Raw genomic sequence first — 18,446 nt, forward strand, 5'->3', positions numbered from 1 at the left:
GCCGAGAGCGGCGCGATCGCGATCGGCGGCAAGGCGGAAGACGCGTATGTCTGATTCGGCGAGCGATCGCGCCGCTCTCGGCCAGGTTGCGCACGATCTGCAGGATGCGGCGCTGCTGCGTCTCGACTTCGGACACGCGTACCGGGCCGCGCGCGTCGAGATCCTCGGCGAGCAGTTCGGCCGCGCGCTGCGACATGTTCGCGAGGAACTTCTGGCGCAGCGCGGGCGGCGCGCCCTTCAGCGCGATGATCAGCGTTTCCGACTCGACTTCCTTGAGCACCATCTGGATCGCGCGGTCCTCGAGGTCGAGCAGGTTCTCGAACACGAACATCTGGTCGACGATCTTCTGCGCGAGATCCGCGTCGTACTGGCGCACGCTTTCGAGCACGCCTTCCTCATGCACGCTCGTCATGAAGTTCAGGATCTCGGCCGCGGTGCGGATGCCGCCCATCGGGCTGCGCTTCAGGTTGTCGCTGCCGGACAGCAGGCCCGTCAGCACGTCGTCGAGTTCGCGCAGCGCGGCCGGCTGGATGCCGTCGAGCGTCGCGATCCGCAGCATCACGTCGTTACGCAGGCGCTCGGTGAAGCACGACGCGATCTCGGATGCCTGGTCGCGGTCGAGGTGCACGAGGATCGTCGCGATGATCTGCGGATGCTCGTTCTTGATCAGTTCGGCCACCGCGCCCGAGTCCATCCACTTCAGGCCCTCGATGCCGCTCGTGTCGCTGCCCTGCAGGATGCGGTCGATCAGCACGCCGGCCTTGTCCTCGCCGAGCGCCTTGGTCAGCACCGAGCGGATGTAGTCGCTCGAATCGAGCGACAGCGCGGTGTGCTGCTCCGCTTCCTTCGCGAATTCCTGCAGCACGTCCTCGACCTGCTCGCGCGTGACGTTCTTCAGCGCGGCCATCGCGGCGCCGATCTTCTGGACCTCGCGCGGCGCGAGGAACTTGAATACCTGCGCGGCCTCTTCCTCGCCGATCGACATCAGCAGCAGCGCGCTCTTGGTCAAGCCTTCAGCGTTCATCGGACACCCAGTTCTTCACGACGGTGGCGACGATCTTCGGATCCTGGCGGGCGATCGAGCGCGCGTAGTCGAGGTTGCGTTCGTAACGGTTCTTTTCGCTTTCGAAACCGAGCAGCAGCGCGTCGGGTTCTTCGGCCTTCTCCGGCGCCGGCAGGCCGTCGAGCGCGACCGGATCTTCCGGCGCGGCGAGCGCCGCCGCGACCGGCTCGGGCGGCGGGAACGCGCGGCGCATCGCCGGGCGCACGAACATGAAGTAGAGCGCCGCCGCGGCCGCCGCGATGCCGAGCCACTTCGCGGCTTCCTTCGCCATCGCGATCATGTCGGGCTGGCGCCACCACGGCAGGTCGGCGTACGGGTCGCTCGCGGTCGAGAACGCGCTGTTCACGACGTTCACCGAGTCGCCGCGCTTCGCGTCGTAGCCCATCGCATCCTTCACGAGCTGTTCGACCTGCGCGAGCTTTGCCGGCGGCAACGGCTGCATCGTCACATGGCCCTTCGCATCGGCGACCGGCTGGTAGTTGACGACGACCGCGACCGACAGCCGCTTCACGCTGCCCATCGGCTGCTCGAGGTGACGGATCGTCTTGTCGAGCTCGTAGTTGGTCGTCTGGTCCTTGCGGTCGCTCACGGGCGTCGTCTGCGGCGCGTTCTGGCCGTTGCCGGCGACGATCGGCGCGGACGCCGGCTGCGGCGGCGTGTTCGACAACGCGCCCGGCACGCCCGACGCGCCGCCCTGCGCGAGCTCGGTCGCGCTGCTGGTCTGCTGGCTGCGGATCGCGGATTGCTGCGGATTGCCGTTCGGGCCGTAGCTTTCCGACGTCTGCTCGACCTTCGAGAAATCGAGATCCGCGCTGACCTGCGAGCGCGCATTGCCCGTGCCGAAGATCGGCGCGAGGATCGCGTCGATGCGCTTCTGCGTGTTGTGCTCGACCTGCTGCACGTACTTGAGCTGGCTCGCGTCGAGGCCGGATGCCGAGGCGGTCTGGGTCAGCAGGTTGCCGTCCTGGTCGACGATCGTCACGTTCTTCGCGGGCATGTCGGGCACGCCGGACGACACCATCCGCGTGATCGCCTGCACCTGGCCCTCGTCGAGCACGCGGCCCGGGTAGAGGTCGACGAACACCGACGCGCTCGGCGCTTCCTTGTCGCGCACGAACACCGACGGCTTCGGGATCGCGAGATGCACGCGCGCGCCGCGCACGGCGTTGATCGATTCGATGGTGCGCTGCAGCTCGCCTTCGAGCGCGCGCTGGTAGTTGATCTGCTCGGCGAACTGGCTGATGCCGAACTTCTGGTTGTCCATCAGCTCGAAGCCGACCGAGCCGCCCTTCGGCAGCCCCATCGCGGCGAGCTTCAGGCGCGTTTCATGTACCTGGTTCGACGGCACGAGGATCGCGCCGCCGGCATCGGCGAACTTGTAGGGAACGTTTGCCTGCTGGAGCGCGGCGATGATCGCGCCGCCGTCGCGATCCGACAGGTTGCTGTACAGCACGCGATAGTCGGGCGCGCGGCTCCACAGCACGAGCGCGGTGATCACGGCGACCGCGAACGCGACGGCGATCAGGAACGGCAGCTTCGGGTTGCCCTTCATCCGCGAGATGCCGGGAATGCGTTCCGCGAAGCCGCCAAGCCCGAAGTCCGCGCCTGCGCCACCCGCGCCCGGCAACGCGGCGGCCGCGGCGGCGCCGGGCGCCGGGCTGGCGAGGCCCGCGCGGGCGTCTGGGTTGATCAGCGAGTTGGCCTGCGAATCCATGCGTCGAGTTTCTCCGGAGCGGGACGACTGAGCTCGCTCGGACGAGCGGGCGGACAATGACACGATGCGATTATCGTGACCCGGGCCCGGTTCCGATCGACTGAAAAGAGCGGGGTTTCCCCCGTACTTTCTCGGCTTTGACGCGCGGCGCGCTGCTATCCTTTTTCGCGATCCGGCATGGTGCGCGTGGTGCGGCGCCGGCGGAACGCCCGGTGCGCCGGGTCTCTTCTCTCAGTTTTGGGGACAGCATGACTGCGAACGTCAGCGGAATCGGTTCGGTGTTGCAACAGATGCAGTCGATGGCCGCGCAGGCGTCCGGCGGCGTCGCGAGCCCGACGGCAGCGCTGGCCGGTTCGGGCGCGGCGACGGCCGGCACGTTCGCGAGCGCGATGAAGGCGTCGCTCGACAAGATCAGCGGCGACCAGCAGCACGCGCTCGGCGAGGCGCAGGCGTTCGAGGTCGGTGCGCCGAACGTCTCGCTGAACGACGTGATGGTCGACATGCAGAAAGCCAATATCGGCTTCCAGTTCGGGCTCCAGGTCCGCAACAAGCTGGTGAGCGCTTACAACGACATCATGCAGATGTCGGTGTGATGCGGCGGGCATCCGGGGACGGGTACCCGGCGACGGGCACCCGGGGGCGGCCATCCGGCGAAAGTTGTTCAGGGAAGGCCTCCGGGCCGGCGCCTTCGGCGCCCCGGCGGCAGGCTACGCTTGCCTAAAGCTTTTCAAATCCCTTCCGATAACTCCGGTGAAGGCCGCGTCGTGCGATGCACGGCGGCGGTTCCCGTATAGCCAACGCATAACAAGGAGAAGCGCATGTTTTCCCCAGGACACGCTGGAGCCAGTGCATACGCGCGTGTCGGCGTCGAGACCGGGGTGATGGGCGCCTCCCCGCACCGTTTGATCGCGATGCTGTACCAGGGCGCGCGGCAGGCGGTTGCGCTGGCGCGCATGCATTTGCAGCAGGGCAATGTGTCCGCGCGCGGCGATGCGATCGGCAAGGCGATCCGGATCGTCGAGAGCGGGCTGAAGGCATCGCTGAACCGCGACGCGGGCGGCGAGATCGCGGAACGGCTGGACGCGCTGTATGCGTATATCGGCCGGCGTCTGCTGGAAGCGAACGCGCAGGCGAGCGACGCGATGCTGGTCGAGGTCGACGGGCTGCTCGCGACGCTCGAGGAAGCATGGACGGGGATCGCCCCGGAAGTCGCGCGGATGGCCGCGCAACAGGCAGTGGAAGCATCGAGATGAATCGCAAGGCCGAATACTTCGCACGTTACGAGGCGCTCGCCGCCGTGTCGGGCCGGATGCTGGGCGCCGCCCGCAGCGCCGACTGGAGCGCGTTGCCGGGGTTGCAGGCCGAATTCATGGCACTCGTCGACGGGCTGAAGGAAGCCGATCCGGGCGTCGTGCTCGACGAATCGGATCTCGGCCGCAAGCTCGACCTGATCCGCCGCATCCTGGCCGACGACGCCGCGATCCGCGACCTCGCGAGCCCGGACGTCGCGCGGCTGTCCGCGCTGTTCGAGGCGCGGCGCTCGACCAAGGTATTGACCGATCTCTACCGCGCGCGCGGGTAGGGCCCGTTTCCAGGGAAGCCGGGAGGCGGGGAGACGGGCGCGGGGCGCACGAACCCGTTGCGGGAGGCGCGCAGTTCCCGCGGGCGGCACCGGCGTGCCGTTCCCGGATTCGCAACGATGTGGCTGAGGTGAGCAGGCTCCGATCATGACCGGTATCGACTCCGTTGCGGCCGCGCTGCTGGCGAGCCGCCTCGACAGCCTGCTGACCGGCACCGTATCGGCGCCCGCCGGCGGCGGCGCGACCTCGCAGGTCGGCACGCCGGGCACCGGCACGGCGCCCACGCCTTCGGCCGGCAGCCCGCCGGCCGCGCCGCCGGCCTCGACCCAGACCGCACTGTCCGATGTCGGGCGCGTGCTCGACGCAATCTCGCGGGCCGGTGGCGACTCGACGCCGGCCATTGCCGGGCGCGTGCCGCTGCTGCCCGATCCCACCGTGCTGCTCACCGATACGGCCTTGCCGGCCCGCGCGCCGGCCGCCTCCGATCCGGCTGCGTCTTCGACGCCGGCCGCCGCCGCGGCATCTTCCGCTGCGGCGGCGCGCGAAGCGGGCGCGGCCCTGCCGGTCGCGGCGCTGCGCGCAGCGCTCGCGCAGGCCGTGAGCGAAAGCGGCCTTTTCTACGAATCCCATCTGGCGCAGTGGCTGGCCGGCCAGCGCCCGCTCGCGGCGCTGATGCGCGAGCCGCAGGCACGCCTCGCGGCCGCGCTCGTGCCGGCCGACCCGGATGCCGCGCAGCACGGCTCGACCGATGTGCTCGACGAACTGCTTGCGCAGCGGCCGCCGCTGCCCGCGACCGCGCGGGCGACGGCGCAGCCGGGTACGCCGGCCCAGGGCGGCGCACCGGCACGCGATCCCGCGCAGGGCTTGCCGGCGGGCGCGCGGCACGGCGCGTCGCTGCCGCCCGATACGTTCGATCTGCTCGGCGAACGCCCTGATGTGCGCGGGACGCCCGCACAACCGGCCACCGCGTCGTCCGACTCCCAGGCGCAGACGCTGGCGACCGTGCATCCGGCCACCGTGCCGCTCGTCAGGCAGCAGCTCGACGCGCTCGCGACCGACCAGTTCCGCTGGACGGGCGAGGCGTGGCCCGGTGCGCGGCTCGACTGGACGATCGAGCCGGACGATCCGGGCAGCCGCTCGCCGCGCGGCGACGATGGCCCGGGAGACGGCATCGCATGGCGCACGCGCCTGACGCTGACGTTGCCGTCGCTCGGCACGGTCGACGCGGAACTGGTGCTGAACGGCACGCAACTGGTCGCGCGATTGCGCGCGAACCAGACGGGCGCCGACCGCCTCGCGCGGCACGAGGCCGCGCTGCGGCAGCGGCTCGAGGTGTCGGGGCTGAGGGTGGGAGGATTGTCGATCCGCGCGGTCGACGACGGCCCGGACGGCTTCGACCTGTTCGCAGCCCAGGCGGCCGCCGCCGCGTATGCGCGCGGTTCGGCCGGCGGCCCGGCGACGCATGCGCCGGATACCGACGACGAGGCGCTGCCATGAGCATGACGTCCCGCAAGCGCGCGGCCGCGCTCGTCTACGATCCGAAGGGCGGCGATGCGGCGCCGCGCGTGGTCGCGAAGGGCTACGGCGTGCTCGCCGAGATGATCGTCGCGCGTGCGCACGATGCGGGCTTGTACGTGCATACGGCACCGGAGATGGTGTCGCTGCTGATGCAGGTCGATCTCGACGACCGGATTCCGCCGCAGCTCTACCAGGCGGTCGCGGATTTGCTCGCGTGGCTGTACGCGCTCGACCGCACCGAGCCCGCGCCGGAAGACACCACACCGCGCTTTCCGCTGCCGCCGCTGCGCTGAATCGCCCGGCATCGCGCGACTTCTTACGAAATGCTGTCCTGGTCTTGCAAGGTCATTCGGGCGGCATTTTCCGGCTATCGGCCGGCATCGTGGCGCAACGCGCGCGCTTTGTCCGCCTTCTTGCTCTTGCCGGGCGTGCCGCGGCGCACCCGGATGGATTGAGCCGCCGGTTTGTTTGTGTAATGATATCCATTCTCATTTTCATGCTACCCGGGCGGCGCGCACGTTTTGCGCGCCGCCCGTTGTTTTGAACGAATGGAACCTTTCGCGTGAACGCGCCCGAAACAATCAATCCGCCCAGGACGGGTACTGCCCGCGCGGGCGTCACCGTGCTGCACCCGGCGGCGGCCCGCCCGCTGAGCGACGACGAACTGGCCGCGCGCCGCCAGCGCTCGCGCCGCGCGACCTTCATCAAGTGGCTGCGCAAGGTGCACGGCTGGGTCGGGCTGTGGGGCGCGGTGCTCGGGCTGCTGTTCGGCGTGACGGGCGTGCTGCTCAACCACCGCGCGCCGCCGCTGAAGATTTCGACAGGCGAGCCGCAGGTCGAGGAGATGCAGATCGCGCTGCCCGATCCGGTGCCGAAGACGCCCGCCGCGATGACGAAGTGGCTGCAGCACGAGCTGAATTTCGACGGCAAGCCGGGGCGCATGCGCAAGGAGGCCGCGCAGCCCGTTGCGTGGGGCGACAAGCGCGTGATGCAGCCGGAGCACTGGCAGTTCGGCCTGTTCGGCCCGCACCAGAACCTGCAGGCCGAATACTGGGTCGGCAACGGCTACGTCTCGGTGAAGCGCACGGGCAACACGTTCCTGACGACGCTGAACAACCTGCATCGCGGCGTCGGGATGAATCTCGGCTGGGTGCTGCTGATGGACACGATCGCGGGCTCGCTGATCCTGCTGTCGCTGACCGGCGTGCTGCTGTGGACCGAGCTGAACAAGCGCCGCACGGTCGGCGTCGTGCTGGTGGCCGGTTCGGTCGCCGCGGCGCTTGCCGCCGGCCTGACCTGACCGGCGGGCGCGCCGGCCGGCCGCCGGCGCGTGCGCTGTCGTCAGTTTCGTCGGCTTCGCCAGTTTCGTCGGCTTAGCCCGTCGCGGCCGCGTATCCCGCGCGACTACCCGCCGATCAGAGGCCGCACGCCGCGCCGCTGTTCGCCGCGATCTCCCGCGCGGCCTTCGCGCCCTCGACCTGCAGGATCGTCGGCAGCGACACATGGTTCTTCGCGGCGGTGATCTCGGCGAGGATCGAGATCGCGATTTCCGGCGGCGTCCGGCTGCCGATGTAGATGCCGGCCGGCCCGTGCAGCCGGGCCAGTTCCGCTTCGCTCAGGTCGAATTCGCGCAGCCGTTCGCGCCGCGCCGCGTTGTTGCGCCGCGAGCCGAGCGCGCCCACGTAGAACGCGGGCGTCTTCAGCGCCTCCATCAGCGCGAGATCGTCGAGCTTCGGATCGTGCGTCAGTGCAATCACGGCCGAACGCGCATCGAGGTTCATCTCGAGCACCGTATCGTCGGGCATCGTGTGCACGACGCGCGTGCCCGGCACGTCCCACGCATCGGTGTATTCCTCGCGCGGATCGCATACCGTCACCTGGTAGTCGAGCCCGACCGCGATCTGGCACAGATAGCGCGACAACTGGCCGGCGCCGATCACGAGCATCCGGTAGCGCGGCCCGTGGATCGTCACGAGCCGCTCGCCGTCGAACGCGAGCCCGTCGGCGGCCTGCGCGGGTGACAGCGATGCGCGGCCCGTCGCGAGCGTCATCGTGCGCGTGACGAGGCGCCCGGCCTCGACTTCCGCGCACAGCGCGGTTATCCCGCTGTCGCGCGTGAGCGGCTCGAGCACGAGCTGGATCGTGCCGCCGCAAGGCAGCCCGAAGCGATGTGCTTCCTCGGCCGTCACGCCGTACTTGAGCGCTTCCGGGCGCGCGTCGGCCGCGATGCCGCTCGCATGCACGCGGGCGATCAGGTCGTCCTCGATACACCCGCCGGACACCGAGCCGACCACGAGCCCGTCCTCGCGGACCGCGAGCATCGCGCCTTCGGGGCGGGGCGACGAGCCCCAGGTCTTCACGACCGTCACGAGCAGCACGCGGCGCCCTTCTTCGAGCCAGCGCGCGCTGGATTTCAATACATCGAGATCGACGCTTTCCATCATCTTCTTCCTGTTGCCGGGCGCACCCGTCGATGCGGGCCGCCGTTCGATGGCGCGATTATGAACCGGCCGCGACAAGCGTGCAGGGACGGGGGAAGGCGCAAAACGGGGAAGGGGAGGCGCGCAGCGGCGGGGAAGGCGAGCGGGACGGCCCGTGCCGGGCCGTCGGCAGGTTGCCGGGCGGACGCATCCGCCCGGCGGGGCGATGCGTCAGAGCGAGCCCAGGTACTGCGTCAGGTTGCGGATGTTGTTGTCATACGCGCTCGGCGAGCCAAGCTCGACGCCGCCGCTGCGCACGTAATACTCGAACGGCACGGAGCGGGTGCCGAAGAACGGCAGGAAATTGTCCGGCTGCAGCGTCGTGCCGTTCAGGCCGATCGCCCAGTTCCGCGACTTGTACAGCTCGAGCTCGCGGATCGTCGCCTGGACCTGGTTTGTCTCCGACGCGCGAATCGCGGCGATGTGCTGCGTCAGCGTCTCGATGTTCGCCTGGTATGCGCTCGGCTCGCCGACCGAGACGCCACGCGCGCGGACGTAGTAGCTGAACGGCAGGTTGCGTTCGGTGAAGAACGTGAGGAAACCATCCGGCGCGAGCGTATCCCCGTTCAGCCCGATCGCCCAGTTCTTGCTTTGATAATCCCTGAGCCCCGCAATCGTCTGGTTGGTCGCGCTGATTTCGACCTTCGCCGTGACGTTGACCAATGTATTGCTCATGACAGACCTCTCTGGTTCTTGTTGAACTTCGGACAGGTGCAGCGACATGCCTCCCCTCGGAGGCAATTCAATACCAGCGACCGGATTATCCGGCTTTAAATGTCGTTAATTAAAAAGATGCTGAAAATTCGTCCGTGAACACGCAATGAATTTCTGTTTGATGGAAATGCGATTCGATGAAGCCGATTGCATCGCGTTGCGCTCATGCTGCGGCGAATTCCCCGTCTGACGCAGGCTGGGCGGGTGTGTGCGGCCGGCCGACCTGAATACTAGTTTGGCGAATGAAGGAGTTCAATGTCGTTTGCGAGATTATTTTCTTCTATTCATATTCAATTCAATTGAATTACATTTTTCATCGATTAATTTGTCGATCCGAATCGAATATACCGGTATTCGGAAAACAGCCGATGAAAACGGGAACTGCCGCGCGAATCGTTGCGGGAAACGCAACGCGGCGGCGTGACGGGCGAGGGAGAGGAGAGGAGGGGGCGGGGCCGGATGGCGGCCCCGCGGATGCGCATCGTGCCGCGTGCGGCACGGCGGCGCTCAGTGCGCGTCGTGGTGACCGTGCGCGAGCTTCGAGTGGTGACGCGAGTACAGGAAGTAGATCACGAGGCCGATCACGAGCCAGATGCCGAACGCGGCCCACGTGACGGGCTGCAGGTTCAGCATCAGGAACAGGCACGATGCGACCGCGAGGATCGGCACGACCGGTACGCCGGGGCAGCGGAACGCGCGTGGCAGGTCGGGGTGCGTGCGGCGCAGCACGAGCACCGCGATCGACACCATCGAGAACGCCGCGAGCGTGCCGATGTTGATCAGCTCGGCGAGCACGTTGAGCGGCACGAGCGCGGCGATCAGCCCGAAGAACAGGCCGACGAGCCAGGTCGTCAGGAACGGCGTCGCGAAACGCGGGTGCACGCGCGACAGCGTTGCCGGCAGCAGCCCGTCGCGCGACATCGCGAAGATCACGCGCGTCTGGCCGTAGCTCATCACGAGGATCACGGTCAGCATGCCGAGCACGGCGCCGAGATCGATGAAGCCCGCCACCCACGTCTCGCCGGCGACCTGCAGTGCATACGAGATCGGGTGCGAGATGTTCGCGTACTGCGCCGACGGCACGATGCCGGTCGCGACCGCGGCGACCGTCACGTACAGCACCGCGCACACCGCGAGCGACGCGATGATGCCGATCGGCAAATCGCGTTTCGGATTCTTCACTTCCTCGGCCGCCGACGACACCGCGTCGAAGCCGATGAACGCGAAGAACATCACGGCCGCCGCGCCGAACACGCCGTTCCAGCCGTGCGGCATGAACGGCTTCCAGTTCGCGGGCGTCACATGGAACACGCCGACCGCGATCACGAGCAGCACGACCGACACCTTGATGAACACCATGATGTTGTTGATGCGGGTCGACTCGCGGATGCCGATCGACAGCAGCGTGGTGATCACGATCATCACGAGGAACGCGGGCAGGTTGAACCACGTGACGACACCCGGCACCGCGCCGGGCGCGGCCGTCAGCACGGTGGGCAGCGTCAGTCCGAAGCCCTGCAGCAGCGACTGCAGGTAACCCGACCAGCCGACCGACACGGCCGACGACGCGAGGCCGTATTCGAGCATCAGGTCCCAGCCGATGATCCACGCGACGAGTTCGCCGAGCGTCGCGTACGAGTACGTGTAGATCGAGCCGGCGACGGGGATCGTCGACGCGAATTCCGCGTACGACAGCGCCGCGAGGCCGCATGCGATCGCGGCGATCACGAACGACAGCATCAGCGCGGGGCCGGCCTGCACGGCGCCGGTGCCGGTCAGCACGAAGATGCCGGTGCCGATGATCGCGCCGATGCCGAGGAAGGTGAGGTCGATCGCGCCGAGCGCTTTCTTGAGCCCGGCGGCCTGCGCGCCGGCGATCATGCGATCGACGTTTTTCTTGCGGAAGAGAGACATTGCGGATGAATCGCCAGCGCGCGCGGGCGCGATAGCGCTGACTGAGTGAAAACCCGCAATTTTAGCCGATTTGGCGCGCAAGACTCGCTGCGGCGCAGCGGTGTACCGCGAAATCGTCCGATAAAACAAGCGCTTGCGCGCCCAAAGGCGGGGCGGCGGACGGCACTCGGCGGCGGCGCGGCATGCGCCGCGTCGCCGGGTCGGGCCAGGTGAGTCGGGCCGGGCGGGGAAATCAGGCGCCGGCCGTGGGCGCCATGTCGACGAGCTGGTTGCTCATCACGTAAAACGTGAGTTCCGCATTGTTCGACAGCCGCATCTTCTCGAGCAGCCGCGACCGGTACACGCTCACCGTCTTCACGGACAGCGACAGCGTGTTCGCGATATCGGTGAGCCGCTTGCCCGACGCGAGCATGCAGAGCGTCTGGTATTCGCGGTCGGACAGCTTCTCGTGCGGCAGCGGCTCGTTCTCGAACGACACGTATTCGGCGAGCGCCTCGGCCATCGCGGGGCTCACGTACTTGCGGCCGGCCGCGACCTGCTGGATCGCGCCGATCATCTGCGCCGCGTTGACCGTCTTCGACAGGTAGCCGGCGGCACCGGCCTTCAGCGCGCGCACCGCGTACTGATCCTCGCGGTACATCGAGAACATCAGCACCGGCGTGCGCGGCAGCTTGCGCTTGAGGCGCTTGAGCACTTCGATGCCGTTCGTGTCCGGCAGCGAGATGTCGAGCAGGATCGCGTCGAATTCCTGCTTGTCGACGGCGGCCATGGCGTCGCCGCCGTTCTCGGCCTCGGTGACGTCGCGCGCGACGCCACGGTCGATCAGCAACTGGCGGATCCCTTGCCGGACGATCGCGTGATCGTCCACGAGCAGGATGTTCAGGCTCATGACGACCTCACGAAAGCGACGCGCGGCGGGCCGTGACGGGCACCGCGAGCAGCGAATCCCAGGCGAAGCGCGCGGTGACGCGCGTGCCGTGGCCGGCTTCCGGCGTGGCCGTCTCGAAGCTGCCGCCGAACGCCTCGCAGCGGGCGCGCATGCCGGCGAGACCGTAGCCGCTGCGGCGGCTGCGGGGGAAACCGGTACCATCGTCGGAGATAATCAGTGACAGATGCGTGCCGTCGGTGACGATCCGCACGTCGACCGACGTCGCGCGGGCGTGCTTCGCGACGTTCGACAACGCTTCCTGCGCGACGCGGAACACCGCGAGCGCGCCGGCGCCGGCGACTTGCGTCAGGCGCGCATCGGCTGCGCACACGAAGCTGGTGCGCAGGCCCGTGCGTGCCGCATGGGTGTCGACCCACGACGACAACGCGCCGACCACGCCCGCGTCGAGCGCCGGCGTGTCGCGCTCGTCGATCAGCCGGCGATTCGCGTCGGTTGCGGCGTCGAGCGCCTGCTGCGCCAGCTCCAGCGCGCGCAGGCAACCGTCCGGCGCGTCGGCCGGCAGCCACGTTTGAACGTTTGCGAGCGCGAAACGCGCGGCGGTGAGTTCGGCGCCGAGTCCGTCATGCAACTCACCGGCCAGGTGGCGGCGAGCGGCTTCGTCGGCGGCGAGCAATTGGGCAGACAGCGCTGCGATCCGCGCGGCGGAGGCGCCGCGTTTCGGCGCGGCGTCGGCAATGGGCGGAGTCGCGGCGCAGCCCGGCACGAGCTGTTGCGACGGGAACGGGGCGTGGGCGCCCAAAGGCGCGTTAAGCGACGTATCCATGACTCTCCCTGCTGTCAGAAAGCGGTTCAGACACCGGCTGGCTGCGTGGATCGGCTGCCGTTTCGAAGACAGTCGCCGCCAGAGAATCGCACCCTGCCGAGGTAACAAAAGTTACGTCTTGTAACACTTGCATCCGACCCTTCCACTCTCATCCGAACGGCAACCACGCGCGGCGAATAATATCTCAAAATTTCCGAAAAGGTCATGTCGGGCGGACATTTAAGGGTAAATGTGAATAATCGGAATGAACGTGTTGTAGGAAAAACACTGACACCCGAGCGCCGGACGATGACGTATCCAAATGTAACTATTTGAGATGGGATGATCCCAATTTGTTACGAATTCGCCAAGTAGGGACGAAAAAAAACCGGAGCTTTCGCTCCGGTTCTTGATGACGCGCAAATCTGGGGACCGATCAGTCCACGAATGCGCGTTCGATCACGTAGTGGCCCGGCGCGCTGTTCTTGCCTTCGACGAGGCCGGCCTGCTTCAGCAGGTCGGTCGTGTCCTTCAGCATCGCGGTGCTGCCGCACAGCATCACGCGGTCGTTTTCCGGCGAGAACGGCGGGACGTCGAGATCCGTGAACAGCTTGCCCGTCGCGATCAGGTCGGTGATCCGGCCTTCGTTGTCGAACGCTTCGCGCGTGACCGTCGGGTAGTAGACGAGCTTTTCCTTGATGATGTCGCCGAGGTACTCGTGGCCCGGCAGGTCGTGCTTGATGTAGTCCATGTACGCGAGCTCGCCCTTCAGGCGGCACGTGTGCGTCAGGATCACCTTGTCGAAGCGTTCGTAGATGTCCGGATCGCGGATGATCGACATGAACGGCGCGAGGCCCGTGCCCGTCGACAGCATCCACAGCGTCTTGCCCGGCAGCAGGTTGTCGGCAACCAGCGTGCCCGTCGGCTTCTTGCCGATCAGCACCGTGTCGCCCACCTTCAGGTGCTGCAGGCGCGACGTCAGCGGGCCGTTCTGCACCTTGATGCTGAAGAATTCGAGATGCTCTTCGTAGTTCGGGCTGACGATCGAGTAGGCGCGCGCGAGCGGCTTGCCGTCGACTTCGAGGCCGACCATCGTGAATTCGCCGTTGTTGAAGCGCAGGCTCGCCTCACGGGTGCAGGTGAAGCTGAACAGCGTGTCGGTCCAGTGATGGACGGATTGGACGGTGGCGGTGTCGTATTTGCTCATGGCTTTGAAAACGGACGCGCGTAGCGAACGCGAGTAACGGGCCCAAAAACGGGCAAAAAAACCGAGTGCGACGGCCCGATCGAGGATCGGCCGGCCGGCGCGTCGGACACGCGCCTTCTCGATGACAGACGATTGAGGAACTCGTTATTTTACCCTGTTGGCGCGGATCGCGGGCTTGACCCCCGCGGCTGCGCGGATTTGGCGCAACGAATTATTTCAATCTGCTTTCAGTTTTCAGCGCTCGGCCGCGAGTTTCGCGCCGAGGCCGACGAGCGCCACGCCGCACAGCGCGTCGAGCGGGCGCCGCACGCGCCGGTAGCCGCGCTGCGCGCGCGGGCTCGCGAACAGGTACGCGACGCACGAATACCAGCCGGCCGACAGCGCGCCGATCGTCACCAGCACCGCGCCGTTGAACCACAGCGGCACGTGTGCGGGCAGCATCGCGGCGAACACGCTGGTCCAGAACGCGCACGATTTCGGGTTCGTCAGGCACGTGAACAGGCCGCTGCGATACGCGCGCAGGTAGTCGCGCGCGTGCGGCGCGGCCAGCGGTGCGCGTTCGTCGGGCGCATCGGCCGGTGCCGCGTCGCGGCGCACGCCCGAGCGCAGCAGCTTGAGGCCGAAATACACGAGGTACACGGCACCGCCGATCCGGATCGCCTCGTACAGCCATTCGACCTGATGCAGCACGGCCGCGAGGCCGAGCATCGCGAGCGAGGCCCAGGCGACCGACGCGGTGCCGACGCCGAGCGCCGACGCGGCGCCGAGGCTGCGCCGCCCCGCGAGCGACAGTTGCGAAATCATGAAGAAATTCGGGCCGGGGGTGATCGCGGCGACGAGATAGACGACGGCGATTTGCAGCAGGATCGGCAGGTAGGTCATGGCGGCGCGGCCCGGCGGCGGGCGCGGGAGGAACGGGCAAGCCGTTAATGTAGCGCGCGCCGCGCGGCCGCGCTTTCGCCGGGGGCGACCGGAGGCGTGATCGACTCGCGGTCGCGGTCGTTGTTGCGAGCGTTTTGCGGTCGTTTCGCGGCCGTATAGCCGTTATTACGGATCGAGACGCAGGCGCGCGATATACGGCAGGTGGTCCGACAGCCACGCGGCCTCGCCGGACGGCGCGCGCCATTCGAGCGGCGTCAGCCCGCGCACGAACATCTTGTCGAGCGCGAGCGCCGGCGAGAACGCGGGGAACGTGCGGCCCGATTCGCCGAGCAGCGTCGCGACCTCGGACAACCCGATCTCGCCGAACAGCGCGACCGAATCGTTGCGCCAGTCGTTGAAGTCGCCGGCCAGCATCAGCGGGCCGTCGCCCGCGTTGCGCACGATCCAGTGCGCGATCCAGTGCATCTGGCGCAGCCGCGCGGCGCGCGTGAGCGCGAGGTGCGCGCACAGCAGCGTGACCGGTCGCGCGCCCGCGAGCGTCGCCCGCGCGACCAGCAGCCCGCGCCGCTCGAAGCGGTGCGCGGAGATGTCCCAGCGGCCGCCGAGGTCGAGCGGATGCGGCGACAGGATCGCGTTGCCGTGCCGCCACGACGGCTTGAACACGTTCGGCCCGAGCGCGATCTGCCAGTCGAGCGCTTGCGCGATCTCGGTGGCCTGGCAGTGCCACACGTCGTCGACCGCGTCGTCCATCGGCGCGCCGAAGCCGGGAGCGAGCATCGGGCGCGGCATGCGGCGCGCCATCGCTTCCTGCAGGAAATACACGTCGGCGTGCGTCGACTGCATCCAGTTGCGCATCGCGTTCCACGCGGTGAAGCCGAGCGGCGAGCGGCCCTTGTGCAGGTTCCAGCTCACCGCGGTGATTTCGTCGGGCGCGGCGTGCGGTTCGGCGAACGGCAGGGAGAGAGCGTCGGCGGACATGACGCTCAATCCTTCGCGACGTGCGCACGCACGCGGTACACGAGGTGCGGACGCTGCTCGACGAGCGTCCAGTCGGTCCACGCGTCGGCGCCGACCGTCAGGCCCGGGTGGCTCGCGACGATTTGCCGCGGCGACGCGGGTATGCACGGATCGCTGCGCGTCGCGTTTTCGTCGTCGAGCGTTTCCTGCACGTCGAGCGCGAGCGACACGGTGTTCGCGCCGGCATCGACGGTGAGCGGCGCGACCGTCACCGAGCGCGAGCGCTCGGTCGGCACGACGCGCGCGGCATTGCCGCAGCCGACCGGCACGGCGGACGGATAGCGATGGGTATCGGTGCGGGTCTGACCCACGGTGGTGCGCTGCTGGAACGTGTCGATGGTCTGACCGTCGCGTACCACCTGGATCTCCCACGCGACGGAGGCCGGCGCGGGGCTCTGCGCATGGGCGGCGAGCGCGATGCTCGCGAGCAGGACGGCCAGGCCGTGTTTCAGCATGAAACGTCTCCGGGAACGCGCGATAGCGGGGAACGGACGCACATCTTACGCCCGATCGATTTCGGTCGTGATGTGACAGGACGCGTCGCGACAGGTTCGCCGCACGATGCGGTCCTGTTCGAAAGGTAGGGCCGCGTCATGCGTTTTCAACCGAAAAAACTCGCGAACTCCGCGACGCTCGCGCGCTCGGTGACGAGGCGGTTCTCGATCGCGTCGGGGTCCGCATGGCCGAGCGACATGCCGCAGACCAACTGTTCGTTGGCGGGAATGCCGAGGTGTTCGGCGATGATCCGGTGAAACGGCACGAACGCGGCCTGCGGGCAGGTATCGAGCCCGCGTGCGCGCGCGGCCGTCATCACGCCTTGCAGGAACATCCCGCAGTCGAGCCATGCACCGTGTGTCATCACGCGGTCGAGTGTGAAGAACAGCGCGACCGGCGCATCGAAGAAGCGGAAGTTGCGCGCGTGCTGCGCATGCATGCGCGCCTTGTCGTCGCGGCCGATGTTCAATAGGCCGTACAGGTCCCAGCCGACCTTGCGGCGCCGGTCGATATACGGCGACACCCATTCGCGCGGGTAGTAGTCGTACTCGGCGACGTATTTCTCGTCGCGCGCGGGATCGTCGTGGGCCGCGGTGAGCGCGGCGGCGAGCGCGTCGCGCGTGGCGCCCGTCGCGACGTACACGCGCCACGGCTGGATGTTGGTGCCCGACGGCGCGCGGCTCGCGGCTTCGAGGATCGCCTCGAGCGTGTCGCGCGGCACGGGCGTCGGCAGGAACGCGCGGATCGCACGGCGCGACGTGAGCGCCGCGTCGACGGCGCCGGTCGCATCGGCATCGACGCGCGGGAAAGCAGTGGGGACGGACATCGGCATACCTTCGGGGCGAGATCCGACGCGCCGCGCGGGCGCGGTCGGCCGGGCCGGTGCGGCGGGTGGGTGAACCGACGATCATACGCCGCGGTGCGCTGGCGTGCAGCGCGCGCGGGTGTTAGCAGCACACGCGCGTGGCTGCTTGCTTGCGCGGGAATACGGGATCGCTACACTGAAATCGTAAGGGTCTGATGATCGTGTGACAGCAAGCGGCAGCGAGGTTGGTATGACGACGGCGATGGTGAAACAGGAACTGGCGGTGGCGTCCTTCAGCACGGTGTACGACCTCGAGCAGGTCGAGACGGCGCTGAGCGACCTGAACGAGAGCGCGAGCGACGCACTGCGCGCCACCTACGAGAAGATGCTCAAGACGGGCAATCTGCGCTTTTGCGTGAAGCCGAACCGGATGCCGTCGTTCGACGCGCTCGGCGAGGCATTGCCCAATTTCGCCGAGCCGCTCGACGACGTGCGCAAGCAGATCGCGCTGTGTCTCGAAACGGACGACCGGCTCGAACTGATGCCGATCCTGCTGCTCGGGCCCCCGGGCATCGGCAAGACGCATTTCGCGAAGGCGCTCGCGCAGCTGCTCGGCACCGCTTACCACTACGTGCCGATGAGTTCGCTGACGGCCGGCTGGATCCTGTCGGGGGCGTCGTCGCAATGGAAGAACGCGAAGCCCGGCAAGGTGTTCGATGCGCTCGTGAACGGCAGCTACGCGAACCCGGTGATCACGGTCGACGAGATCGACAAGGCCGGCAGCGACGCGCAATACGATCCGCTCGGCGCGCTGTACGCGTTGCTCGAGCACGACACCGCGCGCGCGTTCATCGACGAATTCGCGGAAGTGCCGATCGATGCGGGCAACGTGATCTGGATCGCGACCGCGAACGATGCGCATGCAATCCCGGAGCCGCTGCTCAACCGGATGAACGTGTACGAGATCGAGCCGCCCGATGCGGCCGGCGCGCGCCGGATCGCGCAGACGATCTACGACGAGATCCGCACGTCGCATGCGTGGGGGCGGCGCTTCCCGGAGACCCTGGGCGGCGACGCGCTCGACGTGCTGGCCGCGACACCGCCGCGCACGATGCGCCGCGCGCTGCTGCACGCGTTCGGCGCCGCCCGGCTCGACGGGCGCGACGCGATCGGGCCGCGCGACATCCGGGCCGACGAGGGCGCCGCGAAGCGCCGGCCGATCGGCTTCTGAACCGGCGGCGCGGGCACGGCGGCGGCATGCGCGCGCCGCGCCGTACGGCGTGCACCGTGTCGCCGCGACGCGGTGCGCGACCTTCGGCAAGCGGGAGAACCGGGACGTACAATTCTCTTCTCTCCCCTCGACGCG

The 18,446-nt window shown here is 68.1% G+C and carries 19 protein-coding genes; 7 read left to right on the forward strand and 12 right to left on the reverse strand.

Features of this window, described 5'->3' with window-relative positions; translation table 11 throughout:
* Both fliG and fliF read right to left on the reverse strand, forming a co-directional pair.
* A partial coding sequence (fliG, locus tag FOZ70_RS23195; RefSeq protein ID WP_258025706.1) for a flagellar motor switch protein FliG occupies positions 1-1,024 on the reverse strand: 1,024 nt, incomplete at its 3' end.
* Positions 1,014-2,777 carry a flagellar basal-body MS-ring/collar protein FliF gene (gene fliF / locus FOZ70_RS23200; RefSeq protein WP_048026708.1) on the reverse strand — a complete coding sequence of 588 codons (1,764 nt, stop codon included), beginning with the start codon at positions 2,775-2,777 and terminating at the stop codon, positions 1,014-1,016. The genes fliF and fliG, both read right to left, overlap by 11 nt.
* Positions 2,778-3,025: 248 nt before the next feature.
* Between fliF and fliE the strand changes: the two genes are divergently transcribed.
* The 6 genes from fliE to FOZ70_RS23230 all read left to right on the forward strand — a co-directional run bounded on the left by fliE (position 3,026) and on the right by FOZ70_RS23230 (position 7,175).
* The gene (gene fliE, locus FOZ70_RS23205; protein WP_021164033.1) at positions 3,026-3,370 is read left to right on the forward strand and encodes a flagellar hook-basal body complex protein FliE; all 345 of its coding nucleotides are present in this window, start codon (positions 3,026-3,028) and stop codon (positions 3,368-3,370) included.
* Positions 3,371-3,595: 225 nt separating this feature from the next.
* On the forward strand, positions 3,596-4,030 hold the full coding sequence (gene fliS, locus FOZ70_RS23210) for a flagellar export chaperone FliS (RefSeq protein WP_021164034.1): 435 nt from the start codon (positions 3,596-3,598) through the stop codon (positions 4,028-4,030).
* Entirely contained in the window at positions 4,027-4,359 is a 333-nt protein-coding gene (locus FOZ70_RS23215; RefSeq protein WP_021164035.1) for a flagellar protein FliT, read from the forward strand. Before fliS ends, FOZ70_RS23215 begins: the two co-directional genes overlap by 4 nt.
* Positions 4,360-4,504: 145 nt before the next feature.
* On the forward strand, positions 4,505-5,854 hold the full coding sequence (locus tag FOZ70_RS23220; protein WP_219706854.1) for a flagellar hook-length control protein FliK: 1,350 nt from the start codon (positions 4,505-4,507) through the stop codon (positions 5,852-5,854).
* Positions 5,851-6,168: an EscU/YscU/HrcU family type III secretion system export apparatus switch protein gene (locus FOZ70_RS23225; protein ID WP_060222448.1), complete on the forward strand. Its 318-nt coding sequence runs from the start codon at positions 5,851-5,853 to the stop codon at positions 6,166-6,168. The genes FOZ70_RS23220 and FOZ70_RS23225 overlap by 4 nt, the downstream gene beginning before the upstream one ends.
* A 269-nt stretch (positions 6,169-6,437) precedes the next feature.
* Positions 6,438-7,175 (forward strand): PepSY-associated TM helix domain-containing protein, encoded by a 738-nt coding sequence (locus FOZ70_RS23230; RefSeq protein WP_219706856.1) that lies wholly within the window; start codon positions 6,438-6,440, stop codon positions 7,173-7,175.
* A 115-nt stretch (positions 7,176-7,290) separates the two neighbouring features.
* On the opposite strand, the gene FOZ70_RS23235 is transcribed toward FOZ70_RS23230, so the two are convergent.
* The 10 genes from FOZ70_RS23235 to FOZ70_RS23280 form a co-directional block, all read right to left on the reverse strand.
* Entirely contained in the window at positions 7,291-8,316 is a 1,026-nt protein-coding gene (locus FOZ70_RS23235; protein ID WP_027788892.1) for an XdhC family protein, read from the reverse strand.
* A gap of 210 nt (positions 8,317-8,526) precedes the next feature.
* Entirely contained in the window at positions 8,527-9,030 is a 504-nt protein-coding gene (locus FOZ70_RS23240; protein WP_027788893.1) for a hypothetical protein, read from the reverse strand.
* 546 nt (positions 9,031-9,576) lie between these two features.
* Positions 9,577-10,983 carry an amino acid permease gene (locus FOZ70_RS23245; protein ID WP_048026600.1) on the reverse strand — a complete coding sequence of 469 codons (1,407 nt, stop codon included), beginning with the start codon at positions 10,981-10,983 and terminating at the stop codon, positions 9,577-9,579.
* Between the two features lie 232 nt (positions 10,984-11,215).
* The gene (gene rqpR, locus FOZ70_RS23250) at positions 11,216-11,872 is read right to left on the reverse strand and encodes a response regulator transcription factor RqpR (RefSeq protein ID WP_021157028.1); all 657 of its coding nucleotides are present in this window, start codon (positions 11,870-11,872) and stop codon (positions 11,216-11,218) included.
* 7 nt (positions 11,873-11,879) lie between these two features.
* Entirely contained in the window at positions 11,880-12,695 is an 816-nt protein-coding gene (gene rqpS, locus FOZ70_RS23255; RefSeq protein ID WP_042973076.1) for a quorum system sensor histidine kinase RqpS, read from the reverse strand.
* A gap of 415 nt (positions 12,696-13,110) precedes the next feature.
* Positions 13,111-13,881: a ferredoxin--NADP reductase gene (locus tag FOZ70_RS23260; protein ID WP_027788896.1), complete on the reverse strand. Its 771-nt coding sequence runs from the start codon at positions 13,879-13,881 to the stop codon at positions 13,111-13,113.
* A 234-nt stretch (positions 13,882-14,115) separates the two neighbouring features.
* On the reverse strand, positions 14,116-14,763 hold the full coding sequence (locus FOZ70_RS23265; RefSeq protein WP_059710703.1) for a LysE family transporter: 648 nt from the start codon (positions 14,761-14,763) through the stop codon (positions 14,116-14,118).
* Between the two features lie 165 nt (positions 14,764-14,928).
* The gene (locus tag FOZ70_RS23270; protein WP_060376791.1) at positions 14,929-15,741 is read right to left on the reverse strand and encodes an endonuclease/exonuclease/phosphatase family protein; all 813 of its coding nucleotides are present in this window, start codon (positions 15,739-15,741) and stop codon (positions 14,929-14,931) included.
* Between the two features lie 5 nt (positions 15,742-15,746).
* Positions 15,747-16,235, reverse strand: a complete 489-nt coding sequence (locus FOZ70_RS23275; RefSeq protein WP_021163081.1) for a hypothetical protein — start codon at positions 16,233-16,235, stop codon at positions 15,747-15,749.
* Positions 16,236-16,381: 146 nt separating this feature from the next.
* Entirely contained in the window at positions 16,382-17,101 is a 720-nt protein-coding gene (locus FOZ70_RS23280; RefSeq protein WP_193094454.1) for a nitroreductase, read from the reverse strand.
* A 229-nt stretch (positions 17,102-17,330) separates the two neighbouring features.
* Here FOZ70_RS23280 and FOZ70_RS23285 point away from each other — a divergent pair, with 229 nt between their 5' ends.
* On the forward strand, positions 17,331-18,311 hold the full coding sequence (locus FOZ70_RS23285; RefSeq protein ID WP_060218316.1) for an AAA family ATPase: 981 nt from the start codon (positions 17,331-17,333) through the stop codon (positions 18,309-18,311).
* The last annotated feature ends 135 nt before the right edge of the window (positions 18,312-18,446 follow it).

It is taken from the genome of Burkholderia sp. COPS (assembly GCF_019425585.1).
GTDB lineage: Bacteria > Pseudomonadota > Gammaproteobacteria > Burkholderiales > Burkholderiaceae > Burkholderia > Burkholderia cepacia.